This is a genomic window from Streptomyces sp. NRRL B-1347 (assembly GCF_000720325.1).
In the GTDB taxonomy this organism is placed as follows: domain Bacteria; phylum Actinomycetota; class Actinomycetes; order Streptomycetales; family Streptomycetaceae; genus Streptomyces.
Genome location: NZ_JOJM01000035.1, coordinates 77,280 through 103,746 on the forward strand (window position 1 = coordinate 77,280; position 26,467 = coordinate 103,746).

Annotated in this window: 20 protein-coding genes; 16 read left to right on the forward strand and 4 right to left on the reverse strand. The window is 70.3% G+C overall.

Annotated elements, in window-relative coordinates; all coding sequences use genetic code 11:
* Positions 1 to 87: 87 nt before the first annotated feature.
* From IG74_RS0126895 to IG74_RS52220, 3 genes are read right to left on the reverse strand one after another with little or no spacing between them, the layout of a single operon-like run.
* Positions 88 to 1,266, reverse strand: coding sequence for a serine hydrolase domain-containing protein (locus IG74_RS0126895; RefSeq protein ID WP_030682544.1), 1,179 nt, complete (start codon positions 1,264 to 1,266; stop codon positions 88 to 90).
* Positions 1,267 to 1,324: 58 nt separating this feature from the next.
* Positions 1,325 to 2,968 carry an alpha/beta hydrolase gene (locus tag IG74_RS49720; RefSeq protein ID WP_420709945.1) on the reverse strand — a complete coding sequence of 548 codons (1,644 nt, stop codon included), beginning with the start codon at positions 2,966 to 2,968 and terminating at the stop codon, positions 1,325 to 1,327.
* 3 nt (positions 2,969 to 2,971) lie between these two features.
* Complete coding sequence (locus IG74_RS52220) at positions 2,972 to 3,397, reverse strand: DUF4190 domain-containing protein (protein WP_158857772.1); 426 nt, start codon at positions 3,395 to 3,397, stop codon at positions 2,972 to 2,974.
* 185 nt (positions 3,398 to 3,582) lie between these two features.
* On the opposite strand from IG74_RS52220, the gene IG74_RS0126910 reads away from it, so the two are divergent.
* The 11 genes from IG74_RS0126910 to IG74_RS0126960 all read left to right on the forward strand — a co-directional run bounded on the left by IG74_RS0126910 (position 3,583) and on the right by IG74_RS0126960 (position 18,040).
* Positions 3,583 to 4,779, forward strand: coding sequence for a sensor histidine kinase (locus tag IG74_RS0126910; protein ID WP_324607517.1), 1,197 nt, complete (start codon positions 3,583 to 3,585; stop codon positions 4,777 to 4,779).
* Complete coding sequence (locus IG74_RS0126915; RefSeq protein WP_030682553.1) at positions 4,776 to 5,480, forward strand: response regulator transcription factor; 705 nt, start codon at positions 4,776 to 4,778, stop codon at positions 5,478 to 5,480. The genes IG74_RS0126910 and IG74_RS0126915 overlap by 4 nt, the downstream gene beginning before the upstream one ends.
* A gap of 350 nt (positions 5,481 to 5,830) precedes the next feature.
* Positions 5,831 to 7,273: an N-acetylglucosamine/diacetylchitobiose ABC transporter substrate-binding protein gene (ngcE, locus tag IG74_RS0126920; RefSeq protein WP_030682556.1), complete on the forward strand. Its 1,443-nt coding sequence runs from the start codon at positions 5,831 to 5,833 to the stop codon at positions 7,271 to 7,273.
* Between the two features lie 34 nt (positions 7,274 to 7,307).
* The gene (locus tag IG74_RS0126925) at positions 7,308 to 8,237 is read left to right on the forward strand and encodes a carbohydrate ABC transporter permease (protein ID WP_030682558.1); all 930 of its coding nucleotides are present in this window, start codon (positions 7,308 to 7,310) and stop codon (positions 8,235 to 8,237) included.
* Positions 8,238 to 8,252: 15 nt separating this feature from the next.
* On the forward strand, positions 8,253 to 9,185 hold the full coding sequence (locus IG74_RS0126930) for a carbohydrate ABC transporter permease (protein WP_030682560.1): 933 nt from the start codon (positions 8,253 to 8,255) through the stop codon (positions 9,183 to 9,185).
* A 248-nt stretch (positions 9,186 to 9,433) separates the two neighbouring features.
* A complete protein-coding gene (locus IG74_RS0126935) occupies positions 9,434 to 10,633 on the forward strand; it encodes an ROK family transcriptional regulator (protein ID WP_030682563.1) in 1,200 nt (399 codons plus the stop codon).
* Positions 10,634 to 10,755: 122 nt separating this feature from the next.
* On the forward strand, positions 10,756 to 11,856 hold the full coding sequence (locus IG74_RS0126940) for a substrate-binding domain-containing protein (RefSeq protein WP_030682565.1): 1,101 nt from the start codon (positions 10,756 to 10,758) through the stop codon (positions 11,854 to 11,856).
* A gap of 202 nt (positions 11,857 to 12,058) precedes the next feature.
* The gene (locus IG74_RS0126945; RefSeq protein WP_078869059.1) at positions 12,059 to 12,853 is read left to right on the forward strand and encodes an ATP-binding cassette domain-containing protein; all 795 of its coding nucleotides are present in this window, start codon (positions 12,059 to 12,061) and stop codon (positions 12,851 to 12,853) included.
* Entirely contained in the window at positions 12,850 to 14,151 is a 1,302-nt protein-coding gene (locus IG74_RS0126950; RefSeq protein ID WP_030682569.1) for a sugar ABC transporter permease, read from the forward strand. The genes IG74_RS0126945 and IG74_RS0126950 overlap by 4 nt, the downstream gene beginning before the upstream one ends.
* A gap of 235 nt (positions 14,152 to 14,386) precedes the next feature.
* Complete coding sequence (gene dxs / locus IG74_RS0126955; RefSeq protein WP_030682572.1) at positions 14,387 to 16,315, forward strand: 1-deoxy-D-xylulose-5-phosphate synthase; 1,929 nt, start codon at positions 14,387 to 14,389, stop codon at positions 16,313 to 16,315.
* Between the two features lie 201 nt (positions 16,316 to 16,516).
* Positions 16,517 to 18,040, forward strand: a complete 1,524-nt coding sequence (locus tag IG74_RS0126960; protein ID WP_030682575.1) for an amino acid permease — start codon at positions 16,517 to 16,519, stop codon at positions 18,038 to 18,040.
* A gap of 64 nt (positions 18,041 to 18,104) precedes the next feature.
* Here the strand turns inward: IG74_RS0126960 and IG74_RS0126965 are convergent, their stop codons facing one another.
* A complete protein-coding gene (locus IG74_RS0126965; protein WP_199818891.1) occupies positions 18,105 to 19,076 on the reverse strand; it encodes a hypothetical protein in 972 nt (323 codons plus the stop codon).
* A 110-nt stretch (positions 19,077 to 19,186) separates the two neighbouring features.
* On the opposite strand from IG74_RS0126965, the gene IG74_RS0126970 reads away from it, so the two are divergent.
* The 5 genes from IG74_RS0126970 (at position 19,187) to IG74_RS0126990 (ending at position 26,315) form a co-directional block, all read left to right on the forward strand.
* Positions 19,187 to 20,386 carry a CapA family protein gene (locus IG74_RS0126970; protein WP_051855466.1) on the forward strand — a complete coding sequence of 400 codons (1,200 nt, stop codon included), beginning with the start codon at positions 19,187 to 19,189 and terminating at the stop codon, positions 20,384 to 20,386.
* Positions 20,387 to 20,674: 288 nt separating this feature from the next.
* Positions 20,675 to 22,912 carry a HAMP domain-containing protein gene (locus IG74_RS0126975; protein WP_030682582.1) on the forward strand — a complete coding sequence of 746 codons (2,238 nt, stop codon included), beginning with the start codon at positions 20,675 to 20,677 and terminating at the stop codon, positions 22,910 to 22,912.
* 6 nt (positions 22,913 to 22,918) lie between these two features.
* Positions 22,919 to 24,736, forward strand: a complete 1,818-nt coding sequence (gene pgsB, locus IG74_RS0126980; protein WP_030682585.1) for a poly-gamma-glutamate synthase PgsB — start codon at positions 22,919 to 22,921, stop codon at positions 24,734 to 24,736.
* Complete coding sequence (locus tag IG74_RS0126985) at positions 24,733 to 25,215, forward strand: poly-gamma-glutamate biosynthesis protein PgsC/CapC (protein ID WP_030682587.1); 483 nt, start codon at positions 24,733 to 24,735, stop codon at positions 25,213 to 25,215. The genes pgsB and IG74_RS0126985 overlap by 4 nt, the downstream gene beginning before the upstream one ends.
* A gap of 26 nt (positions 25,216 to 25,241) precedes the next feature.
* The gene (locus tag IG74_RS0126990; protein ID WP_030682589.1) at positions 25,242 to 26,315 is read left to right on the forward strand and encodes a C40 family peptidase; all 1,074 of its coding nucleotides are present in this window, start codon (positions 25,242 to 25,244) and stop codon (positions 26,313 to 26,315) included.
* Positions 26,316 to 26,467: the final 152 nt, after the last annotated feature.

Here is a 26,467-nt window from a genome sequence, read left to right on the forward strand (position 1 = left end):
AGGGCGGCAAGTGGCAAGTGGTGTCAAGGGTGTTGTCCACACCGGAAGGCACCCCCTGGGAGCGGGGGTGCCTTCCGGAGGCGTCCGTCAGCGGCAGAGGGCCTCGTTCACGATGCGGTCCATGTCGTCCTTGACCGCCTGGCTCGGCTGCGTGGTCACGGCGACGTTGACGGAGCGGACCGGCTTGCCGTGCTTCAGGACGACGCCGCCGCGGGTCTCGTAGCCCGTCATGCTGCCGCCGTGGCCCCAGTAGACGCCGCCGCACTTCAGGGGCGTCTTCACGAGGCCAAGGCCGTAACCGGCGCCCTCGGGGAAGGGCTTCTCGGCAGGGACGGTCTTCCGCATCTGCTTGAGCTGGTCCTCCTTGAGCAGGCGTCCGCCCAGGAGCGCGGTGAAGAACCGGTTGAGGTCGGAGTTCGTGGACACCATCTGTCCAGCCGCCCAGGCCCAGGACGGGTCCCACTCCGTGGCGTTGACCAGCGGCGCGCCCGCCGCGGACTGGTAGTAGCCCTGGGGGTGGCGCTCCTTGACGGTCGCGTCGCCGTGCGCGGGGAAGTAGGTGTGGCGCAGGCCGATGCGCTTGATGACGCGCCGGTCGATCTCCTGGGCGATCGAGTGCTGGGTGACCTTCTCCACGATGAGGCCGAGGACCAGGTAATTCGTGTTGTTGTACTCCCACTTCTTGCCGGGCTCGAAAGCGGCCTTGTGCTGGAGGGCGCGGTCCAGGAGCTCGCGGGGCTCGTAGGGGTGGATGTCGTCGTCGAGGTACTTGGTGTAGTTGGGCAGGCCGCTGCGGTGCTGGAGGAGCTGCCGAATGGTGATCTTCCGCCCGTCGATGCCGTCGCCGCGCAGCACCCGGGGCAGATAGTCGTGGACCTTGGCCGTCAGGCTGATCTTCTTCTCGGCGACCAGCTGGAGCACGACCGTCGCGGTGAACGTCTTGGTGTTGCTGCCGATCCGCACCTGCCCGTCCCGGGGCACCTTCGCGCCGGTGGCGATGTCGCCGACGCCCGCGGTGTAGGTACGGGTGCCGCCGTCGCGGTCCGTCACGGTCGCCAGGGCGCCGGGCGGGCCGCCGTCCCGCACCAGGGCGTCGAGGCCCTGCTGGACGGGGTCGGGCTCGGCGGAGGCGGCCGTCGCCGAGGGCGCGAGGGCGCCCGCCGCCATCACGCCGGCGGCCGCCACGGCGACAGCCGACGCGAAGGAGCGCCGACCGCGTCGCCGCCACTCGGACGAACGGGACCTCTGCCATGTCTGCGTGCGCATGCGTCAATTCCTCAAGGAGATGAAGGAGATGGGGCGAAAAGGGATGGAGGGAGGGGAACTAGTCGGTCCGGCAGGTCAGGTCCCTGGCGGGGAGCCTGCCGGTGGTCAGGTAGCGCGTGACGCTGTCGTCCGCGCAGGCGTTGGTGCCGTTGACGATGTGGCCCTCGCCTCCGGCGACGGTGACCATCCGGGAGCCGCGCAGGGCCCGGTGCATGGCTTGGGCGCCGGGCAGGGGAGTGCTGGGGTCCCACGCGTTCTGCACGATCAGCGCGCGGGCGGTGGTGTTCACCGTGGTCGCGGGCTCGGAGCCGGGCTTCCAGAAGGCGCACGGCTTGATGCCGGAATCGAAGTCGCCGGCCAGCGGATAGCGGCGCTTGTCGCGGATCGCGTCGCGGCGGTACCGCTCGGGATCGCTCGGCCACGACGCACGGGTGTCGCCGCAGAGGACGGCCCAGGCGCCCGCGGTGTCGTTGTCCGGGGGGACGGCTCGGGCGGACGACCGCGGGGCGGGGCCCGGGGACCGCTCGGGCGTGGCGGCGCCTTCGGTTCGCTTGCCGTGCGCGGGCTGCTGTCGGTCCTGGGTTCGCTTGCCGTGCGCGGGCTGCTGTCCGTCGTCGGTTCGCTTGCCGTGCCCGGATCGCTTCCCGTCCTCGGTTCGCGTTCCGCCCTCGGCCGCCTTCTTCAGTCCGGCGACCCACTCGGCGGCCTTGCGCACGTGGAAGAACGTGGCGCGCCGGGCCCGGATGCCGTCGCCGGTGAGGGGGCGCCCGTCGACGGTGAGCGGCTCGCGGTCGGCCCGGGCGACCAGGTCCCAGAAGGTCCCGCGGACCTCGGCCGGGGTCCTGCCGAGCCCGTACGTCGCGTGCCGCCGGGCCGCCCATCCGCTCCACCGCGTGAAGGCGGGCTCGGCGCCCTCCGCCATCGCCTGGAACATGCCGCGCCCGTACCGCCCGGGGTCGGCCGCGCTGTCGAGGACGAACCGGTCGGCCCGGTGCGGGAACATCCGCGTGTAGACGGCACCGAGGTAGGTGCCGTAGGAGAACCCCAGGTAGGAGATCTGCCGCTCGCCGAGCACGGCACGGACGACGTCCATGTCACGAGCGGTGTTGCGGGTGGTGATGTGCCGCAGCTTCGCACCCGTCGAGGCCCGGCACTTGGCGGCCACCGTACGGGCCCACCGCACGTCCTTCGCGAAGGTGCGGGCCGTGTACGGGTGCTCCATCTCCTGTTCGCCGCGCGTCAGACCGCAGCTGACGGGAGAGCTCCGGCCGATGCCCCGCGGGTCGAATCCGATGAGGTCGTACCGCTTCCGTACGTCCTTGGAGATCCGGATCGCCGGGTCGACCGGCAAGTGGAGGCCGGGCCCGCCGGGGCCGCCGGGGTTGAGCAGCAGCACGCCGCGCCGTTTCGCCGGGCTTTCCGCCTTCAGCCGGGATATCTCGACGCGCGTCCTTTTGCCGCCCGGATCGCCGTAATCCAGCGGCACTTCGAGCGTCGCGCACTGGAAAGCGGCGGGATTCTCGGCGTCGCAGCGCTGCCAGTGGGGCTTCTGCTGGGTGTACGGACGAAGAGGGTTTCCGGCGGCGGCTTCGGCCGCGGTGATTCCCGTCGCGGGAGTCAGGACCGGAACGAAAGCCGCCGTGATACCGGCCGCCAGAAGAGAAGCTGTGCGTGCGGCGCGCGCCACGATGTCCATGGCCATGGGTCAGGCTCCGTCGAACTGGTCGTGGACGCACTGCGTGTACTGCCGGAAGCTGTCGGGCTCGTAGCACTCCTGCGTCTGATTCGCGTACCAGACGAAGAGGAAGGCGGCCGTGACGGACACCGTGATCGCGAGGGCCGACGTCACCACGCCGGCGACGGCCCTGCCCCGGCCGACGCCGGTCCGCCGGGCCGTCCGCAGGGCGGCGAGGCCCAGGCCCAGGCCGACGACCCCGAGCAGGCCGCCGACGATGACGACCGAGGTGCTCAGGCCGACGACGCCGAGGGCCAGGGCGCCCCGGGCCGTGCGGTTCCCGCCGCCCGGGGCCGGTGTGCCGTGGCCCTGCGGGCCGGGGGCGCCGCCGGGCGTTCCCGTCGACGCGGGCCATGCCGGGTGGCGCTGTGGCCTTTCCAGCTCTTGCGTGTTCATCGGTCGTCCTCCGGTCCGTCGTTCTGGGAAAGATCCTGGATTTCGAGGCCCGGAAACACATCGCGGAAAAGCGGGAAAAGGAGCTCCCCCGATCGAGGGAGGCCGCCGGTGGAGCCTCCGGCGATACTGGACGCATCATGTTGAGGGGAATCCGGTCGCTGCTGCGCGGCTCCACATACACAGGCATGCTGTTCGCCGTTCTCGGCGCCTTCGCGAGCCTTCCGCTGCTGCCGTTCGCCATGCTGCCGTCGCTGGTGTGGTCATCGGCTCCGTACGGCGTGCAGGTCGCGCTGACCCTGCTGCTCTGGGCGGCGCTGACCGGCGCGGTCGGTCTGGCGCGCAGCACGCGGCGGGGGCTGACCGCGGCCGCCCGCCGACTGCTGCGGGTGGCGCTGCCGGACCCCGCGGCCGTGCCCGCCCCCGCCGCCGACCGGCTGCGGACCCCCCTCTGGCTGGTGCTGCACGTGGCCATCGGGTGGACGGGCGCGCTGGTGGGCGGCCTGCTGCTGCTCCTGGGCCTGACCCTGCCCGGGGGCTGGCTCGACGCCGAGCTGAAGCTGAGCCTGTTCGGCCGCTCCGCGGACCCCGGGGACGGCTGGGCGAGCTGGGCGGTGGCGCTCGGCTGCCTGCTGCTCGCGGCGGCCGTGTGCGCGGCGGTGACGAGCGCGCTGCGGGCGCTCGCGCCCCGGCTCCTCGGCCCTTCGGCGGCCGAGCGGCTCGCGCTCGCGGCCGAGCGGGAGCGGGCCCTCGCCGAACGCAACCGCCTCGCCCACGAGCTGCACGACTCCATCGGGCACACGCTCACGGCCACCACCATCCAGGCGGCGGTCGCGGGCGAGGTGCTCGCCGCCGACCCGGTGGCGGCGCGGGCCGCCCTGCGCAGCATCGAGGAGTCGGCCAGGTCCGCCCTCGAAGACCTGGACTACGTGCTCGGCGTGCTGCGCGAGCAGGAGTCGCAGACGGCCCCGACCCGCACCCTGGCCGACCTGCCCGAGCTCCTCGACCGGCTCCGGCACGCGGGCGCCGTGGTGCAGCCGGACCTCTCGGGCGACCTGGCGCAGATCCAGGGGACGCTCTCCCGGGCGGCGTACCGGATCCTCCAGGAGGGCCTGACGAACGCGCTGCGGCACGGGGCGGGCGGCCCCATCCAGGTCCGCGTGGCGGCCGCGCCGGACGGCCTCGAACTCGGCGTGGTCAACCGGACCGGAGCGGGAGCGGGAGCGGGCACGGGCGCAGGCCCGCGCGCCTTCCCGACCTCCGGGCACGGCCTGCCCGGCCTCGCCGAGCGCGTACGGCTTCTGCACGGCGAGATGGAGTCCGGCGCGGACGGGCCGCACCACTGGCGCCTCGCGGTCCGGCTGCCCGTACGGTTGACGGCATGATCGACTCCGACGCGAGCGGGGCCGGCGCGTCCGGTCCCGCCGAGGCCCGTGTCACCCTCCTGATCGCGGACGACGACGCGGTGACGCGCAGCGGCCTCCGCCTGCTGCTCGCGGCGCAGCCCGGCATCGAGGTGATCGGGGAGGCCGCCGACGGCGTCGAGGCGGTCGAGCAGGCGCTGCTGCTGCGCCCCGACGTCGTCCTGATGGACGTGCGGATGCCGCGCCGCAACGGGATCGAGGCCACCCGGCACCTCCTCGCCGATTCGCCCGCGCCGCCGAAGGTCGTGGTGATCACCACCTTCGAGAACGACGACTACGTGACCGCCGCGCTCAGCGCGGGGGCCAGCGGTTTCGTGCTCAAGCGGCTCCCGGTCCCGCAGATCGCGGAGGCGGTGCGCGTGGTGGCGGCGGGCGAGGCGATCCTCTTCCCCGCGGCCCTGCGCAGGATGGTCGCCGCCCGCCCGCTGGACTCCGCCGACGCGCTGCCGGACGCGGCGCTGACCGGGCGCGAGGAGGAGGTGCTGCGCCTGATGGCCACCGGCCTGTCCAACCCGGAGATCGCCGGGTCGCTCACGGTGAGCCTGGAGACGGTGAAGACCCACGTCGGGAACGTGCTCACCAAGCTCGGCGCGCAGAACAGGACCCACGCCGTGGTCATCGCCTACGAATCCGGCCTGGTGGTACCGGGCTTCACCGGCTGACCTCCGCGCGCGGACCCGCCCACCCCGACCGGGCCGGGGTCAAGGCACAGGCGGCATGCGGGAATTGGACTTTCCGAATTGGTCCGTACTATTTAGCGGCCCGCCCGACATAAAGAGGTCTCAACTCGGAAAAGGTGCCTGCCCAAAGCTGCATTCGATCTTGCTCACCCGGTGGCGAGTGGACTATACCTGTGCGCGTCCGCACGGCCCGGTCGGCAAGCCGTGGTTCCCCCCTTCGACCGCCACCGGACACATCCCGCACCATCGCACGACCCCAGCTTCACTACTCCGCGGTGCCGGGGAGGATCCGGTTCACCGCCTGAGTCCTGGAAGAGAGCGAGGACTTGAGCATGGGATCCACCTCTGGAACGCCCGGTACGTCCGGCGTCGGCCGCCGCGACCTGATCAAGCGCAGCGCGGCCCTCGGCATCATCTCCGTACCCACGATGAGCTTCCTGTCCGCGTGCGCCTCGGGCGGCGGTGACGACGACGAGAAGGCCAAGACGGTCAAGAAGACCAAGGACAACCCCTTCGGCGTCGCCAAGGACAACGACCTGGACGTCTTCATCTTCAAGGGCGGCTACGGCGACGAGTACGCCAAGGCGTGGGAGGCGTCCTTCGAGAAGAAGTACGGCGGCGAGGTCGCCCACAGCGGCGAGCAGGACGTGACCGGCAAGCTCCAGCCCCGCTTCAACAAGGGCAATCCGCCGGACGTCGTCGACGACTCCGGGTCGAAGAAGATGAAGCTGGACACGCTGTTCAAGGAAGGCCATCTGACCGACCTCACACAGCTGCTCGACGCGCCGTCCATCGACGACCCGAGCAAGAAGATCCGCGACATCATGCTGCCCGGCACCATCGAACAGGGCACGTTCGGCGGCAAGTTCCACGCGCTGTTCTACGTCTACGCGGCCTGGGGCCTGTGGTACTCCAACAAGCTCTTCAAGAAGCACGGTTGGGACGTCCCCAAGACCTGGGACCAGCTCCTGGACATCATGAAGGACGCCAAGTCCAAGGGCATTGGAGGCCTCGCCCACCAGGGCAAGTACCCGTACTACATGAACATCGTGATCATGGATCTGATCGCCAAGACCGGCGGCATGGACGCCGTGAAGGCGATCGACAACCTCGACCCCAAGGCGTTCGTCGGCAACGACGCCGCCGAGCGCTCCATCGAGGCGGTCTACGAGATCGTGGAGAAGGGCCTGTTGATGCCGGGCACCAACTCCCTGGAGCACACCGAGGCCCAGACCAAGTGGAACGAGTACAAGGCGGTCTTCATCCCGTCCGGCTCCTGGCTGGAGAACGAGCAGGCCAAGCAGACGCCCGAGGACTTCGAGATGACGTTCCTGCCGCTGCCGCTGCTCCCCGACTCCAAGATGAAGCTGCACGCCGTGCGCGTCGGCGCCGACGAGCCCTTCATCGTGCCGTCCAAGGCGAAGAACGTCCCCGGCGGCCTCGAATTCCTGCGCCGGATGCTGTCGAAGGAAGGCGCGACCGACTTCGCCAAGAAGGCCAGTTCGCTCTCCGTGCTCGGCCCGGAGTACGTCGACAAGAGCGTCGAACTGCGCCCCGGCATCAAGACCGCGCTCGCGGCCGTCGACGACTGCCCGGTCCCGGAGCGCTTCAACTTCCGCTATTCGGAGTGGTACGGCGAACTGGACGTCGAGATCCAGAACGCCACCGGTGAGCTGATGGCCAAGCGCCTCACCCCGAAGAAGTGGCTGGAGCGCTGCCAGAAGGCCGTCGACAAGGAACGCGCCAAGGGCACCGACAAGAACAAGAGGAAGTAGCCACGAGGTTCAGGCGAGCCAGGAGCAGGGTGTCATGCATCGGAAAAAGTACCCGTTCATCGTGGGATTCCTCGTCCTTCCCGTCGGGCTCTACCTGCTGCTGGTGATCTGGCCCTACGTCCAGACCATCAGCTACTCGTTCACCGACTGGAGCGGCGCCTCCCAGAACTTCAGTTTCGTCGGGTTCGACAACTACAAGGACCTGGCCAACGACGACGTCTTCCTCAAGGCGCTCCGGCACAACGCCCTGCTCCTGGTCCTCGTACCGACCCTGACCATCCTGCTCTCGCTGTTCTTCGCCTTCATGGTGAACGTCGGCGGGCGGGGCGGCGCGGGCGGCGTCTCGGGAGTGAAGGGCTCCGGTTTCTACCGGATCGTCTTCTTCTTCCCCCAGGTCCTGTCCGTCGCGATCCTCGCCATCCTCTTCAAGGCGGTGTACCGCGGCGACGACTCGGGCCTGATCAACGGCAGCCTCCAGGCCGTCGGGCTCGGCGACAAGAACAACCCGACCGAGTGGCTGAACGATCCCGACCTGGTCCTGTGGTGCATCGTCTTCGTGATGGTCTGGGCCGGGGCCGGCTTCTACATGGTCCTGTTCTCCGCCGCCATGCAGTCCATCCCGAAGGACATCTACGAGGCCGCGCTCCTCGACGGCGCCGGGCGGATCCAGACCTTCTTCCGGGTCACGCTCCCGCTGCTCTGGGAGACCATCCAGACGGCCTGGGTGTTCCTCGCGATCCTCTCCATGGACGCGTTCCTGCTGATCTCCACGCTCACCTCCCAGGACTTCGGCGGCGGCCCCGACCACAGCAGCGAGGTCATCTCGACGTACCTGATGCGCAACTTCCAGACGTACAGCAAGAGCGGCTACGCCTGCGCCATGGGCGTCGTGATGCTGCTGCTCACCCTGATCGTGTCCATCGTCACGCTGCGGCTCAGCCGCCGCGAGCGCATCGAGTACTAGGGAGGCGCGAGCGACATGACGGCTCCCGCGACGCAACCCCCCGTCACCAAGGCCGCCGTACCCGGGCAGCGCGGCGGCGGACGCGGCGGCCCCGGCCGCCGCGACGGGATGGAGGGCAAGACCCTCAACGCCTTCTCGCACGGCTTCCTGGTGCTGTGGGCGATCATGATCGTCCTGCCGCTCTGCTGGATCCTGCTCGGCAACTTCAAGACCGACTCGCAGATCAAGTCCAGCGCCTGGACCTGGCCGACGGAGTGGACCTTCGACGCCTTCCAGCGCGGCTGGGAGAAGGGCGTGGGCGACTACCTGCTCAACACCCTCATCGTGATGATCTTCTCGGTGCCGCTCACGATGCTGCTCGGCGCCATGGCGGCCTACGTCCTGGCCCGCTACGAGTTCGTCGGCAACCGGTTCCTGTACTACTTCTTCGTCGCCGGGTCGATGTTCCCGGTGTTCCTCGCGCTCGTCCCGCTGTACTTCATGGTCGACCGCCTGGGCATGCTGAACACGTACCAAGGGCTGATCCTCGTGTACGTGGCGTACTCGCTGCCCTTCACCGTGTTCTACCTGTACTCGTTCTTCCGGACGCTGCCCACGGCCGTGCACGAGGCGGCGGTGATCGACGGCGCCTCGCACACCCGGGTGTTCTTCCAGATCATGGTGCCGATGGCCAAGCCGGGCCTGATCAGCGTCGGGATCTTCAACGTGCTCGGCCAGTGGAACCAGTACATCCTGCCGCTCACCCTCATGCAGAAGCAGAGCGGCGGCGACGAGGACCGCTCGATGCTCGCCCAGGGCCTGGTGAGCCTGATGAACCAGGGAAACTACGAGACCGACCTGCCCGCCCTGTACGCGGGCATGACGATCTCCATGATCCCGGTGCTCGTCGTCTACGTGTCCTTCCAGCGGCAGGTGCAGTCGGGCCTCACGGTGGCCACCCTCAAGTGAGCCCGGCGCCCCCGAGGCGTCAACCCATCAAGTGAAGACGGTGCCCCGTGCGCGGGCCGGGGCCGGACGGAGAGGTGTGACCTCGGTGTCCGGTCCCGGCCTGCTCGCGTACCCTCGACAGGCGCCCTGAGCAGCCCTGGATTTCCGTCAAGGACTTGACTGAGGTAACACCTTCAGCAGAGCTTGGAGTTCACAACTTGTACGGGCGGCGAGGGCGCCGTCCGCCATAGGCGGGAGTGGATGAGTCGATGGAGACTCCGGGGTCGCAGTCGTCACTGCACCGAGCAAACCTCGAGCGGGTCGTGCGCGCGGTACGGCTCGCGGGATCACTCACGCAGGCGGAGATCGCCAGGACGACGGGCCTGTCCGCCGCGACCGTGTCGAACATCGTCCGGGAGCTGAAGGACGGCGGCACCGTCGAGGTCACCCCCACCTCGGCGGGCGGCCGCCGGGCCCGCAGCGTCTCGCTCAGCGGCGACGCGGGCATGGTCATCGGGGTGGACTTCGGCCACACCCACCTGCGCGTCGCGCTCGGCAACCTGGCCCACAAGGTGCTCGCCGAGCAGGCCGAGCCGCTGGACGTGGACGCCTCCGCCGCCCAGGGCTTCGACCGGGCCGAGCGCCTGGTCGGCCAGCTGATCGAGCAGGCCGGCGTGGACCGGAGCAAGGTCGCGGGCGTCGGGCTCGGCGTGCCCGGGCCCATCGACGTGGAGTCCGGCACCCTCGGCTCCACCTCGATCCTGCCGGGCTGGGCGGGCACCAAGCCCGCCGAGGAGCTCAAGGACCGCCTCGGCGTGCCCGTGCACGTGGACAACGACGCCAACCTGGGCGCCCTGGGCGAGCTGGTCTGGGGCAGCGGCAAGGGCGTCAGGGACCTGGCGTACATCAAGGTCGCCAGCGGTGTCGGCGCCGGGCTCGTGATCAGCGGCCGGATCTACCGGGGGCCCGGCGGCACGGCGGGGGAGATCGGGCACATCACCCTGGACGAGTCGGGCCCCGTCTGCCGCTGCGGCAACCGCGGCTGCCTGGAGACCTTCACCGCCGCGCGTTACGTGCTCCCGCTGCTCCAGTCCAGCCACGGCACCGATCTGACCATGGAGCGCGTCGTCGCCCTCGCCCGCGAGGGCGACCCGGGCTGCCGCCGGGTGATCGCCGACGTCGGACGGCACATCGGCAGCGGCGTCGCGAACCTCTGCAACCTCCTGAACCCCAGCAGGGTGGTCCTCGGCGGCGCCCTCGCGGAGGCGGACGAGCTGGTGCTCGGGCCGATCCGGGAGTCGGTCGGGCGGTACGCCATCCCGAGCGCGGCCCGTCAACTGACCGTGCTTCCCGGGGCACTTGGCTCGCGCGCCGAGGTGCTCGGCGCCCTCGCCCTCGCGCTCAGCGAGATGGGGGATTCGACGCTTTTGGACGGGTCAATCCCGACGGCGACACCTGCCTTCACTTAGATAACGCATGGCACCGTTATCATCTCGTTAAGGATTTACTCCTTGACGCGTGTCGGGTGGCCGAGTTGACTTCGAGCCACCTCGGCCGCAACGACGCGGCCACGTCAGGGAGGCACCCCCAAATGAATGCATGGACGCGCCGCGTCGTCATAGGCACCGCGACCCTTTCCATGGCCGTCACCCTCGCCGCCTGCGGTGAGGCCGGAGGCGGCGATGACGACAAGGGAAGCGGCGGCGACGGAAAGACGATTGGTCTACTCCTTCCGGAGAACAAGACCACGCGTTATGAGACCTTCGACCGTCCGATCATGGAGGCGAAGATCAAGTCGCTGTGCGGCGACTGCGAGATCAAGTACAACAACGCCGCGCAGGACATCGAGAACCAGAAGAAGCAATTCGACGCGCTCATTACGCAGGGCGTCAAGGTCATCATTCTCGACGCCGTGGACTACAAGTCCACGAAGAGCTGGATCGAGCGGGCCGACAAGCAGGGCGTCCAGGTCGTCGCGTACGACCGACTGGCCGAGGGCCCGCTGTCCGCGTACGTCAGCTACGACAACGAGAAGATCGGCCGCCTCCAGGGCGGCGCCCTGGTCAAGGCCCTCGGGTCCAAGGCCAAGGAATCGAACGTCGTCATGATCAACGGCTCGCCGACCGACCCGAACGCCCCGTTCTTCAAGAAGGGCGCCCACTCGGTGCTCGACAAGAACGTGAAGAAGATCGCCTACGAGCAGGACATCCCCGACTGGTCGCCCGACGAGGCCAACAAGAAGATGGCCACCGCCATCGACAAGCTCGGCAAGGGCGGCATCGACGGCGTCTACTCCGCCAACGACGGCATGGCCGGCGGCATCATCACCGCCCTCAAGCAGCGCGGCATCGACGTCCCCGTCGGCGGCCAGGACGCCGAACTCGCGGGCATCCAGCGGCTGCTGAGCGGCGAGCAGGCCTTCACGATCTACAAGCAGATCAAGCCGGAGGCCGAGACCACCGCCGAGATCGCGGTGCGCCTGCTCAAGGACAAGAAGATCGACGACCTTATCGACCGCAAGGTCAACTCGCTGAGCGGCGACTACAAGGGCATCCCCGCCAAGCTCTACGACGCCCAGGCGATCACCAAGGACGACGTGGCCGGCACGATCGTCAAGGACAAGGTCTACAAGGCGAGCGAGATCTGCACCAAGCAGTTCAAGGCCGCCTGCGCCGAGGCCGGGATCAAGTAGCCCGGTCCGGTCCCCGGGGGCGGCACGCCCCGCCGTTCCCCGGGAGTTGACGCGGCCATGAGGCCGCGAGACACCTTCCTCAGCGTCCGGTGCCCGCACGGTCTTCTCCCGGCACCTCCCGCCCCGCAGCCGTCAGGGCGGGCACCGGCACCCCCTTGTCCTTCAGCGATTCACCATCCCCGCCGGTCAGGCGGTGAAGGAGATGATTCACGTGTCCGCTACGCCCGTGCTGGCGTTGCGCGGGGTCTCCAAGCGGTTCGGCGCCGTCCAGGCGCTCACGGACGTAGACCTCGAGATCCACACCGGTGAGGTGGTCGCCCTCGTGGGCGACAACGGCGCCGGAAAGTCCACGCTCGTCAAGACCATCTCAGGCGTGCACCCCATCGACGAGGGCGCCATCGAGTGGGAGGGGCGCGAGGTCCGCGTCGCCCGCCCCCACGACGCCCAGAACCTCGGCGTCGCCACCGTCTACCAGGACCTCGCGCTCTGCGACAACCTCGACGTGGTCGCCAATCTGTTCCTCGGCAGCGAGCTGAAGAGCGCCAGTGTCCTCGACGAGATCCGGATGGAGAAGCGCGCCCGGGAGCTCCTGGAGACCCTCTCCATCCGCATCCCGAGCGTCCGCATCCCCATCGCCGCCCTCTCCGGCGGCCAGCGGCAGGTCGTCGCCATCGCCCGCGCCCTGGTCGGCGACCCCAAGGTGGTCATCCTCGACGAGCCCACCGCCGCCCTCGGCGTCGAGCAGACCGCGCAGGTCCTCGACCTCGTGGAGCGGCTGCGCGAGCGCGGCCACGGCGTCATCCTCATCAGCCACAACATGGCCGACGTGCGCGCCGTCGCCGACCGCGTCGCGGTGCTCAGGCTCGGCCGCAACAACGGCGTCTTCAACGTCGCCGACACCACCCCCGAAGAGATCATCGCCGCCATCACCGGCGCCACGGACAACGCCGTGACCCGCCGCCGGGCGCGTACCGCCACGAAGGAGGACGCGAAGTGAGCGACCTCGCCAAGACCCCCACCGGCAAGCCCGCGGCTCCCGTGGACGCCGAGCCGTCCGCGGCCCCCGTCGCGGCCGTCGACCCCCGCCTCCTGGTGCGCGAGCAGGGCTTCGCCGGGTACTGGACGGAGTTCCTGCGCAAGGTGCGCGGCGGTGAGCTCGGCTCGCTGCCCGTCGTCGTGGGCCTGATCGTCATCGCCCTGGTCTTCCAGCTGCAGAACGACAAGTTCCTGTCCGCCTCCAGCCTCGCCAACATTGCCGTGTTCGCCTCCGGCGTCGGCATCATGTCCGTCGGCATCGTCTTCGTGCTGCTGCTCGGCGAGATCGACCTGTCCGTCGGCTCCGTCGCGGGCGTCGCCGCCGCCGTCTGGGCGGTGCTCAGCGTGAACCACGGCTGGGGCGACTGGACGTCGGTGTTCGCCGCCGTCGCCTGCGGCGCGGTCATCGGCGCCCTGCACGGCGTCTTCTTCGCGAAGGTCGGCGTCCCCGCCTTCGTCGTCACCCTCGCGGGCTTCCTCGGCTGGAGCGGTCTGCAGATCTGGCTGATGGGCAAGGAAGGCAGCATCAACACGCCGGCCGGCTCCGTCGTCGAGGACCTGACCGCGCACTTCTTCGCCGACAAGGCCGCCGCGTACGGGCTCGCGCTCGTCGCCGTCCTGCTGTACGCGGGCGCGCAGCTGCTCGACTCCAAGCGCCGCAAGGGCGCGGGCCTGCCCTCGCGGCCGCTCAGCGAGGTCCTGCTGCGCACCGGCGTGCTCGCGGTCCTGTGCTTCGTCGTCGCGTACTTCCTGAACGAGCCGTCGGGCGCCCGCGGCCTGCCGCTGGCCCTGGTGCTCTTCCTGGCCGTGCTGGTGATCGCGGACTTCGTGGTCCGCCGCACCACCTTCGGCCGCCAGGTCTTCGCGGTCGGCGGCAACGCGGAGGCCGCCCGCCGCGCGGGCATCAACGTCGACCGCGTACGGATCATCGTCTTCGCGATCTCCGGCATGCTCGCCGCCTTCGGCGGCCTGTTCATCGCGAGCCTGTCCGGCGGCGCCACCAAGAGCCTCGGCGGCGGCAACACCCTGATGATCGTCATCGCGGCGGCCGTCATCGGCGGCACCAGCCTCTTCGGCGGCCGGGGCAAGATCTGGTCCGCGCTGCTCGGCATGCTCGTGATCCAGTCGATCCAGCAGGGCCTGAACCTGGAAGGCATGGCGAGTGAGATCCAGTACATGATCACCGGTGCGGTCCTGCTCGCCGCCGTCGTGATCGACTCGGTCTCCCGGCGCACCCAGAAGTCCGCAGGCCGCGCCTGATCTCCGCGGGTCCGTGCCCGGTGCCGGTTCGTCCGGTGCCGGGCACGGGTGCGTTCCCGGGACCACCCAAGGGGAACACATGTTCCCATTTCAGGTGTACGTACCAGTCGGTTTACGGCCGATCGCGTGAGGTACGCCTCCCGGGCCGGACTCCGCCGTCAACGGCGGAACATTAGACTCGACAGGCCCGGCAATGCTCGAACAGCGCTACACGCTCTACTGCAAGGAGGCACGGGTGCCGCTGCTGACCCGCATCACGGGACCGCGCGATCTGGACCGGCTCAGCCCGGAGCAGCTGAACCAGCTGGCCACCGAGATCCGCGGCTTCCTCGTCGACGCAGTCTCCAAGACCGGCGGCCACCTCGGCCCCAACCTCGGTGTCGTCGAGCTGACCATCGCCCTGCACCGGGTCTTCGACTCGCCCAGGGACAAGGTCCTGTGGGACACCGGCCACCAGGCCTACGTCCACAAGCTGCTCACCGGCCGCCAGGACTTCGACGGGCTGCGCGGCAAGGGCGGCCTGTCCGGCTACCCCTCGCGCGCCGAGTCCGACCACGACGTGATCGAGAACAGCCACGCCTCCACCGTCCTCGGCTGGGCCGACGGCATCGCGAAGGCCAACGAGGTCCTCAAGAAGGACGACCACGTCGTCGCCGTCATCGGCGACGGGGCCCTCACCGGCGGCATGGCCTGGGAGGCGCTGAACAACATCGCCGCCGCCAAGGACCGCCCGCTGGTCATCGTCGTCAACGACAACGAGCGCTCCTACGCCCCCACCATCGGCGGCCTCGCCAACCACCTGGCCACCCTGCGCACCACCGACGGCTACGAGCGCTTCCTGGCCCGCGGCAAGGACCTCCTGGAGCGCACCCCCGTCGTCGGCAAGCCGCTGTACGAGACGCTGCACGGCGCGAAGAAGGGCCTGAAGGACTTCATCGCCCCCCAGGGCATGTTCGAGGACCTCGGCCTGAAGTACGTCGGCCCCATCGACGGCCACGACGTCGAGGCCCTGGAGTCCGCGCTGGCCCGCGCCAAGCGCTTCAACGGCCCGGTCATCGTGCACTGCATCACCGAGAAGGGCCGCGGCTACGAGCCCGCCGAGCAGGACGAGGCCGACCACTTCCACGGCATCGGCCCCATCCACCCCGACACCGGCCTGCCCATCGCCGCCGGCGGCATGGACTGGACGTCCGTCTTCGGCGAGGAGATGGTCAAGCTCGGCCACGAGCGCGCGGACATCGTGGCGATCACCGCCGCGATGCTCCAGCCCGTCGGCCTGAAGAAGTTCGCCGAGGAGTTCCCCGACCGGGTCTACGACGTCGGCATCGCCGAGCAGCACGCGGCCGTGTCCGCCGCCGGACTCGCCACCGGCGGGCTCCACCCCGTCTTCGCCGTGTACGCCACCTTCCTCAACCGCGCCTTCGACCAGCTCCTGATGGACGTGGCCCTGCACAAGTGCGGCGTCACCTTCGTCCTGGACCGCGCGGGCGTCACCGGCACGGACGGCGCCTCGCACAACGGCATGTGGGACATGTCGATCCTCCAGTGCGTGCCCACGCTGCGCATCGCCGCGCCGCGCGACGCCGACCAGGTCCGCCTCCAGCTGCGCGAGGCCGTCGAGGTCGACGACGCCCCGACCGTGGTGCGCTACTCCAAGGGCGCCGTCGGCCCGGCCGTCAAGGCCGTCGCCCGCGTCGGCGGCATGGACGTCCTGCGCCGCCCGGACGCGCCCAGGCCCGACGTGCTCCTCGTCTCCGTCGGGGCCCTCGCCCCGATGTGCCTGGAGATCGCCGACCTGCTCGACAAGCAGGGCATCTCCACGACCGTGGTCGACCCGCGCTGGGTCAAGCCGGTCGACGAGGCGATGGCGCCGCTGGCCGAGCAGCACCGGGTCGTCGTCACCGTCGAGGACAACTCCCGTGCCGGAGGCGTCGGTTCGGCGATCGCGCAGGCGCTGCGGGACGCGGGCGTGGACGTGCCGCTGCGCGACTTCGGCATTCCGCCGCGGTTCCTCGACCACGCCTCGCGCAAGGAGGTCATGGCCGAGATCGGGCTTACCGCGCCGGACATCGCCCGTCAGGTCACGGGGCTCGTCGCCAAGCTCGACGGGCGGGTCGAGCGCGGCCGGGCGGCCGTGGACTCCGTCGAGCCGGTCCGCGACTGACCCACCCGCCCGCCTGTTCCTGGTCTCCCGGCCCTCCCCCCGCTCGCAGTACAACGGAAGAGCGAACGGTGGGAGGGCGGGGGCTACCACCCAGTCAGGCGTAGGTTTCGGGTCCCTTCGCGTGAATCGGCCCGCGCCGGGACACTCGGAGTACCTCCCCTCTCGATCATGTCGAACACGACTCGCGTGGGAGGTACGCCAGTGAGCAGCACCCTCTTCCGGACGAAGAAGGTCGAGCAGTCCATCCTCGACACCGAGGAGCCAGAGCACGCGCTCAAGAAATCCCTGTCCGCGCTCGACCTGACCGTCTTCGGCGTCGGCGTCATCATCGGCACCGGCATCTTCGTCCTCACCGGCACCGTCGCCAAGAACAACGCGGGCCCCTCCGTCGCCCTCGCCTTCGTCGTGGCCGGCGTCGTCTGCGGCCTCGCCGCGCTCTGCTACGCCGAGTTCGCGTCCACGCTCCCCGTGGCCGGGTCCGCGTACACGTTCTCGTACGCCTCGCTGGGCGAACTGCCCGCCTGGATCATCGGCTGGGACCTGGTCCTGGAGTTCGCGCTCGGCACGGCGGTGGTCGCCGTCGGCTGGTCCGGGTACATCGCCTCGCTGCTCGACAACGCGGGCTGGCAGCTGCCGGAGGCCCTCAGCGGCAGGGACGGCGCCGACGGCTTCGGCTTCGACATCCTCGCCGCGGCCCTGGTCCTGGTGCTCACCGGCATCCTCGTGCTCGGCATGAAGCTCTCCGCGCGGATCACCTCCCTCGTCGTCGCCATCAAGGTGATCGTCGTCCTCGTCGTGATCGTCGCGGGCGCCTTCTTCATCAAGGGCGACAACTACGACCCGTTCATCCCCGAGTCCCAGGCCGTGGAGGCGGGCAGCGGACTGCACTCCCCGCTGATCCAGCTGATGTTCGGCTGGGCCCCTTCCAACTTCGGCGTGATGGGCATCTTCACCGCCGCCTCGGTCGTCTTCTTCGCCTTCATCGGCTTCGACATCGTCGCCACCGCCGCGGAGGAGACCAAGAACCCGCAGCGGGACATGCCCCGCGGCATCCTGGGCTCGCTGTTCATCTGCACGACGCTGTACGTGGCCGTGTCGATCGTCGTCACCGGCATGCAGCACTACTCGCAGCTGTCCGTGGACGCTCCGCTCGCCGACGCCTTCAAGGCCACCGGGCACCCCTGGTACGCAGGCTTCATCAGCTTCGGCGCCGCCGTCGGCCTGACCACGGTCTGCATGATCCTGCTCCTCGGCCAGACCCGGGTGTTCTTCGCGATGAGCCGCGACGGGCTCCTGCCGCGGTTCTTCTCACGCGTCCACCCGCGATTCAAGACCCCGCACCGGCCGACCATCCTCCTCGGTGTGATCATCGCGGTCGTGGCCGGGTTCACCCCCCTGAGCGAACTCGCCGAGCTGGTGAACATCGGCACCCTCTTCGCCTTCGTGATCGTCGCCGTCAGTGTGATCATCCTCCGGCGCACCCGCCCCGACCTGCACCGCTCCTTCCGCACCCCCTGGGTGCCGGTCCTGCCGATCGCCTCGGTCGCCGCCTCGCTGTGGCTGATGCTCAACCTGCCCGCCGAGACCTGGGTCCGCTTCGCCGGCTGGATGCTCCTCGGCGTCGTCGTCTACTTCCTCTACGGGCGCTCGCACAGCCGTCTCGGGCAGCAAGAGGAGACCACCGTGGGCGAGGTCCTGCGGCCGCCGGGCCGCGACGCCCAGTAGCCGAGGGGCCTTCGGACCGGTGGGGGCGGGTGGGGAGCGATCCCCACCCGCCCCCACCGGGCGGTTACGACCCCGTCCGCCGCCAGCCCCGCGTCACCTCGGCCATCGCGGCCACGGCCGCCCGCCGGTGCTTGCTCTCGCCGCGCAGCTTCGGGGCGAACTCCACGTGCAGGAACTCGGTCTCCTGCTCGGCGGCGTCGCGGCCCTGCATGTTGGTGCGGCCCTCGAGGGGACAGGAGCGGGCCCAGGCGCGGCAGACCTCGTAGCCCCTGCGGCGCAGCGCGTCCGCGAGGTCACGGCCCGCGGCGACGGCCACGCGGCCCTTGCCGGTGGAGGCGACCACGTCGTGGTCCGGCGCCGAGTCGTCCGCCATGCCGTGGATCTGGATGCCGGGCAGACCGCGCCGCGCCAGCTCGTCGCAGATGGCGTGGAATACGCTCCTCCGCCGGTGCGCCACATCCGCCTCGTTGCCGCGGCCCGCTTTGCGATGTGCGCCAGCGATGATCAGCACACCGCCCGGCGAGCGCCGCATGAGCTGCACCCCGAGCCGCTCGGTGTTCTTGTCGGCCACGGGGTGCGGCACCTGCGCGGACCAGCGGACGGGGGAGTCCAGGTCGACGTACACCCGGCCCCAGCCCCGCGGCGCGGGGGCGTGGTCGGAGCGGTCGGTGACCTCCGCGTACCGCCGCCCGGTGGCCGCGTCGGTGATCGTCCGCACGGTGAAGTCCACGTCGGAGAGGCGGCGCTCGGCCCGGTCCCGCTTCCGGCCGACGAGCAGGGCGACGCCCTGGGCGACCTTGCGGCGCTCTACGGCCGTGGGGCGCCGGTAGCCGGTGTCCGCGGCGAAGTCCGACGTGTAGTCGGTGACCAGGCGCTCCAGGTCCTCCTCGTCGCTGCCGTCGGCGTCGGTGGGGCGGCCGCCGGGCGTCGAGGGCGCGGCGGAGGAGGGTTCGCGCTCCGGGGACCGGGTCCCCTCCGACGCGGCGGGGCGCCGCTCCTCGTCGGACGGCGAGCCGCACTGCGTGAGGCTCGCCACGGCGGCGAGCGCGACGGCGACCCCGACCAGGGGACGAACTCGGCGCCGCTTTGCGTTTGTTATCGACCGAATTGGAGGGTGAGTCATGGTTGTATAAAGATATCCTCGTGATGACACGTCCCTCCCGCAGGCTAATAACGACCTGCGCAGCCTCGCTCGCCCTTCTGGCGGGCACCGCGTGCGGCCCCTTCGGCGGCGATGACGACAAGGCCTCCGACGGCGGCCCCTCGTTCACCGTCGCGGCCGCGGGCGACATCCTCATCCACCCCCAACTCACCGAGCAGGCCCGCAAGGACGCCAAGGTGACGGGCAAGGGCGAGAAGGGCATCGACTTCGGCCCGATGCTGGCCGGCGTCAAGCCGGTCATCAGCAAGGCCGACCTCGGGATCTGTCACTTCGAGCCGGTCGTGAGCAAGCCGGAGGGGCCCTTCCAGAGCTATCCGGACTTCCTGGTGCCGCCGCAGATCACCACGGCGGTCAAGGGCGTCGGCTACGACCAGTGCTCCAGTGTGTCCAACCACACCCTCGACCACGGCCCCAAGGGCGTCACGCGCACCCTGAACGCCCTCGACAAGGCAGGCCTGAAGCACACCGGTTCGGCGCGCAGCGCGGCCGAGGCGAAGAAGCCGCTGATCACGACCGTCAAGGGCGTCAAGGTCGGCCAGATCGCCTTCGCCTTCGGCTTCAACGGCCGCGAGGTGCCCAAGGACAAGCCCTGGATCGTCAACCAGAACGACTTCGACAAGATCGCGGCGGCCGAGAAGGCCACCCGCGCCGCCGGTGCCGACGTGGTGATCCTCAGCATCCACTGGGGCCGTGAGAACCAGCCCAACGCCAGCACCCCGCAGATCAAGCTCGCCCGCCGCATCGCGGAGGAGACCGGGATCAACCTGGTCATCGGCCACCACGCGCACGTCGTCCAGCCGATGGAGAAGATCGGCGACACCTGGATCGCGTACGGACTCGGCAACCAGGTCGCCCGGCACGACGTGCCCAGCGGACTGACCGAGGAGGGCGCCATCGGCTGGTTCACCTTCAGCAAGCGCGGCGACAAGTGGAACGTCGACGCCAAGTACGTGCCCACGTTCACGGAGATCCCGCCGGACCCGGACGAGACCGGGGAACTGCCCAAGGGCGCCGTCAAGGACCACCGCCTGCTCGACGTCGCCGCCACGCTGCGTGACGGCAAGGACCTCAGCGAGGAGCGGCGTTCGCGCTACCGCCTCGCCTTCGAGCGCACCCAGGGCACGCTCCTCAACCGCGGAGCCGGCCAGGACGGCCTCAAGGCCCTGGAGGACCTGCCGGACTGAAACATTCCGTGAAGTCCGGCGTAACACCAGGTCATACAGTCACGCCTGGCCGCGGGGCGGCCTATAAGTGATCTTTGACGTAGGTCACATCTCGCCATCCTCGTACATCCATTCCCGCCCCCGGCGGGTCATGACATTCCGATCGCACCCGCGTGCGCACGTGCGCCGCCGTGTGCCCACCGCGTTGATTCCGTACTCAGTGTCACGACCGTGTCACTCCAGGAGAGGAGCTCCCCCTTGGCCGCTTCGCCCACGAAGCGGCGGCACAAGGTCCGCCGAAGGACCGACATGTCACTCATCGGCGGCATCCGCCCGCCGATCGCCGTGCTGTCGGTCCTGCTCCTCGCCCTGGCGGGTGTCACCGCCCTCACCCTCGGCCGCGTCGGTCAGGACGCGGTACCGAAGGCCGTCAAGCAGTCCCAGCAGCACTTCGCCGAGGACGGCGCCATCGCGCTGCGCGCCTCCATCGACGAGTCCGTCACCGACCTGACCCGCACCGCGGGCCTGTTCAGCGCCGGTGACCCGGTGCCCGCCGACGCCGTGCTCGACAAGATCGGCAGCGTCTACCAGAAGTGGATGGGCACCGCCGTCGTCGAGATCCGGTCCGGCAAGCTCCTCGCCGCGCGCGGCGAGAACGTGCCGCTGGCCGCCGTCGACCGCTCCAAGCTCAAGGACGACGACGGCCTCCAGCCGCGCATGGTCCGCCTGGAGAACGGCGAGACCCGCCTCCTTGCCTTCGCGGTGCTCAGCTGGAAGGGCCAGCCGCAGCAGCTGCTCGTCGCCTCCACCAGCCTGCGCTTCCCCGGCATCAGCCTCGGCAACTTCCGCGCCATCGCCGTCGTCGGCCAGGACGGCAACGTCCTGAGCACCGACGGCATCCCGGAGCCCGAGCAGGTGCTCACCGACCTCCAGCGCAAGGAGGTCAAGCAGTCCAACAAGCAGCTCAAGGCGTTCGCCAAGGCCGCCGCGAAGAAGTCACGGCAGCACCCGCTGCTGGCCAAGGAGCCAGGATCCGGCGGCTACAAGGGCGTCAGCGGCCATCTGATCGGCGACAGCTTCCTCAGCGAGCGGTCCGTCGCCGGCTACGCCACCCTCGCCGCCCCCGAGCCGGGCGAGCAGACCGTGGCGACCCGGCTCGGCCTCAGCGTCGTCGCCATGCAGCCCGTCGCCGAGGACGAGGACCGGGCCGAGAGCTCCGCGTTCGGCCTGATCGCCGCGGGCGCCCTGCTGCTCATTGGCGGCGTCACGGTCTTCCTGCTCCTGCGCACCGTGCAGCGCCCGCTGATCCGGCTCTTCCTGGAGAGCCGCCGCCTCACCCGCGGCGACCTGAACCGCCCGGTGACCGTGCCCAAGCACGGCGAGGCCGCCCGCATCGGCGCCGCCCTCGAACGGCTGCGGCGCCAGCTGCTCGGCGAACCGGCCGCGGCGGGCGAGACCCCCGCGCGCCGCCGCAAGTTCGGCAGCCGCACCCTCATCGCGGTCTGCGGCGTGCTCCTGCTCGTCTGGTCGGCGCCGCTGCTGCTCCTGATCAACCGCGCGGGGGACGACGTCCAGGTGCCGCAGCAGCTCGTCAACGACCAGCGCGAGCGCACCGACACCCTCACCGACCGGGTCCGCCGCGCCCTCAACGAGGGCCACGCCGACCTCACCTCGGTGGCCTCCCTCATCGGCGCCCGCACCGAGTCCGACGAGATGGGCAAGGTCCTCGAGAGCACCCTGAACCAGCACAGCCGCTACCGCTCCCTGTACGTCCTCGACAAGGACGGCAAGGTCCTGTCGGAGGCGGGCCAGGACCCGCGCAGCCCCTCCGGCGAGAAGCCGTCCGACGAGGCCATCCGCGTCCTCGACGACGGCGGCAAGGAGCCGGTGATCATCGGCACCGCCGAGGTGCCGGGCCGCGGCGGCGCCGCCGTCGTGGGCGAGTTCCGCATCGACTTCCTCAACTCGCTGCTCAAGCGCCCCGGCCTCGGCGCGGTCCGCGTCGTCGACAAGGACCGCAAGGTCATCGGCGGCAACACCGGCTACTTCGAGTTCGAGGGCCTGCCCAGCGGGCGGCTGAACGCGCTCGTCGAGGGCACCAGCCAGAAGGTCGGCCTCAGCCCCCGGCCCAGCGGCGTGCTCTACCGCGACGGCGGCGACATCCAGATCGCGGCCGCGGCCCCGTTCGTCGGCGGCGGCGCCGCCAAGTCGCTCGGCTGGACCGTGGTCAGCTGGCAGCCCGCATCCCAGCTCCCCATCCCCGCGTACACGCTGCAGAACCGCACCGTCCTCGCGGGCATGCTCGGCGTCACCGCGGCCGCGGCCTGCCTCGGCTGGCTGCACATCGTCGTCGTACGGCCGCTGCGCAAGCTCGCGGAGCAGGCGGAGGCACTGGCCGACGGCGACCGCAAGACCGTCCTGTACCCGGTCCACCACGACGAGGTCGGCGCCGTCACCCGCAGCCTGGAGCTCATCAGGCAGCAGCTGCCCACGGGCGCGCAGCGCAAGCGGGACGGCGTGTCGGCGCCGCTCGCCGGAAGGAACTGAACCGCCGTGTACTTCCTCTTCACCGTCCTCGTGGTGTGCTGCGCCGTCCTGCTCGTCGCCGGCGTGATCGAGCAGCGGCGGCACTTCACGAACCTGGAGCACATACCGACGCGGGTGCTGGTCAACGGCATCCGCGGCAAGAGCTCCATCACCCGCCTGTGCGCGGGCGCGCTGCGCGGCGGCGATCTGACCACCGTCGCCAAGACCACCGGCACGGCCGCCCGGTTCATCCACCCGGACGCCACCGAGGAGCCGGTCTACCGCAAGTTCGGCATCGCCAACGTCGTCGAGCAGATCGGCATCGTGCGCCGCGCGGCAGCGTACAACCCGGACGCCCTGGTCATCGAGTGCATGGCGGTCATGCCGGCGCTCCAGGAGATCAACCAGTCCAAGCTGATCCGCTCCACCATCGGCGTGCTCTGCAACGTCCGCGAGGACCACCTCGCCGAGATGGGCCCGACCCTGGACGACGTGGCGCGCTCGCTGTCCCGCTCCATGCCGGAGAACGGCATCTGCGTCACCGCCGAGAAGGACCGCTTCGACATCCTCAAGGAGGAGGCCGACGCCCGGAACTGCGAGCTGATCTACGCCGACCCCGAGACGGTCACCGACGACGAGCTGCGCGGCTTCAGCTGGTTCACCTTCAAGGAGAACGTGGCGATCGCGCTCAAGGTCGCCGAGCTCCTCGGCGTCGGCCGCGAGGTCGCCCTCCAGGGCATGTACGACGCGCCGCCGGACCCCGGCGTCCTCTCCGTCGAGCGGTACGTCACCGAGGACAGCAAGAAGCTCCGCTTCGCCAACGTCTTCGCGGCCAACGACCCCGAGTCGACGCTGATGAACATCAACCAGCTGCTCGACCTCGGCGCGATCCACCGTCCGCTGAACGTCGTCATCAACTGCCGCCCGGACCGCGTCGAGCGCAACGGCCAGATGGGCGAGATCATCCCCGACCTCCAGCCGGAGAAGGTCTTCGTCATCGGCCACCCCGCCAAGAGCGCCATCGACGCCATCCCCGCCGAGTGGCGCTCGCGCGCCGTCGACCTCGGCGGCGACCGGCGCGACCCCGAGGAGTTCATGGCCCAGCTGCTCGGCCAGCTCGGCCCCGACTCCTCGCTCGTCGCCATCGGCAACATCCACGGCCAGGGCGAGGTGCTCCTGGAGCACCTCGCCGAACTCCCCGCCGACGAGAGCGAGGACCCGGCGCCGGCCCCGGCGGCCGCGGCCGCGAAGGGCGCCGAAGCCGCCGAGGGCGTCGTGGAGCGCACCCAGCCCACGCCGCTGTACGAGCCGCACATCGACCCGTACCAGCACTACCCGGAGGCGTACGAGAACCGCTACGCCCACCACCAGCTCACCCCGGCCGCGGCCGTGCACGTGCCCGCCCAGCGCACGGCGGAGCAGCCGTACGGGGCGTACGACCACCAGCAGTACGAGCAGCAGCAGTACGCCCAGCAGCACGGCCAGCAGCACGGTCACCACTACGGCCAGCAGCACGAGCAGCAGTACGGGCAGCAGTCGTACGGCCAGCAGCACGGCCAGCAGTACGACGCGCGGCAAGGCCAGCAGCAGTACGCCGAGCCGTACGCGGCGCAGGGGCACCCCGGCCACCAGCAGGACGCGTACGCCGCCCACGACCCCTACGCCCAGCAGGCCGCCTACGCGCCCGCGCCCGAGGCGTCCTACCCGACGCACGAAGCCCAGCAGCCCGGCGGGCCCGAGCCGGACGCCGTCCGGCCCCGCGGTCTGTTCGAGCCGCGCGTCCCGCCCGTCACCCCCGCCGCCGACGACACGCAGCAGTGGCACAGCCCAGGAGAGCCCCGTTGATCCCCTCCGTCCTCACCCCCGAGATCGCCGCGATCGGGATCGCGCTCGGGCTGCTCTTCTCCCTGGTCTGCTATCTGACGACCAACCTCTCGCCCGGCGGCATGATCACGCCGGGCTGGCTCGCGCTGACCCTCGTCGAGGACCTCCAGCGCGCCGCCATGGTCGTCGGCGTCACCGTCCTGACGTACGTCTGCACGCTCCTCATGCAGCGCTTCATCATCCTGTACGGCAAGCGCCTGTTCGCCGCGGTCGTCCTGACGGGCGTGGTGCTCCAGGCCACCGTGATGATCGTGCTCTCCATCGAGTTCCCGCTGATGTACAGCAACCAGACCCTCGGCTTCATCGTGCCGGGCCTGATCGCCTACCAGCTCGTGCGCCAGCCCAAGGGCCCCACCCTGCTCGCCACGGGCTCGGTGACGCTCATGGCCTACGTCGTCCTCACCGCCGGGATTCTCCTCGGCTTCATGCCGTCCGCCTGACCTCGGCCTGACTTCCGGAGCCACACATGCCGCCCAAGAAGAAGCGCCCCGCCCTCCACGCCGCGACCGTGCTCGCCCTGCTCGCGGGCAGTGCCTTCCTGACCGTCGAACTGCGCAAGGACGAACAGGACAAGGCGCCCGAGGTGCAGGCCGTCACCGACTCCCCAGGCCGTCTCAGCAACGGCGCCTCGGCGCAGGGCGGCAAGCAGACCTGGGAGCGGCTGCGCAACCCCGACCGCTCCGTGCTGCGCACCGAGGGCGGCAAGGTCGTCGCCACCTTCACCGACGGGGCCCGCGCCGCCACGCTCACCGGGCCGAGCCGCACCTTCACCGAGCCCGCCAACACCAAGTCCCGGGTCGTCACCGAGGACTGGGTGCGGCTGATGCCGGAGGTGTGGCGCAAGGGCGCGGAGAGGGAGAAGTGGTTCAAGGACTGGTACAAGAGTTACGCGGGCAGCGAGGAGGACGACATCTTCGCCATGGCCTTCCAGTACGTGGAGGGCGCGCCCGTCAAGAAGGACGACGAGGGCATCGCCTACCGCGGGGACGCCAACTTCGGGCCGCTGAACCCCAACGGCAGCGAGGGCAACGACCTGCGCGAGGAGCAGTCCGACTTCTACGACTACCTCGGCATCCCCTACACCTTCCGGGACGGCACCACCATCCAGCCCGAGGCCAAGCGGGCCCGCGCCATGGACTGCTCCGGCTTCATCCGCACCGTCTTCGGCTACCGGGCGCGGTACCCCCTGATGTCCTCCGACACCGCCGGTGACGGCCTGCCCCGCACGGCCAACGGCATGGCCCGCGGCAAGGCCGGCACGGAGGTCATCAAGCTGAAGGGGGTCGGCGCGGCCGACCGCCCCAAGACCATCGACGTCATCCAGCCCGGCGACCTGGTCTTCTTCAAGCTCGACGCGCGTACGAAGCAGCGGCTCGACCACGTCGGGATCTTCCTCGGCCACGACGCGGACGGCCACAAGATCTTCATCTCCAGCCGGGAAGAGGTCAACGGGCCGACGATCGGCGACAAGGGCGGCACGTCGCGCCTGGACGGCAACGGGTACTACGCGTCGACGCTCCGCAGCGCGAAGCGTCTGTAGCGGCGGCGCAGGACCGGCGGGGGTGGGTGGGGGCCACCCTGGCCTTGCGAAGCCCGGCCCGGGCGCGGGGCGCTACCGCGCAGTGCGCCCGCCCCGCCGCTGCCGCGGCGGTTTTTCCCACCCACCCACCCACCCACCCGAAACTCCCCAGC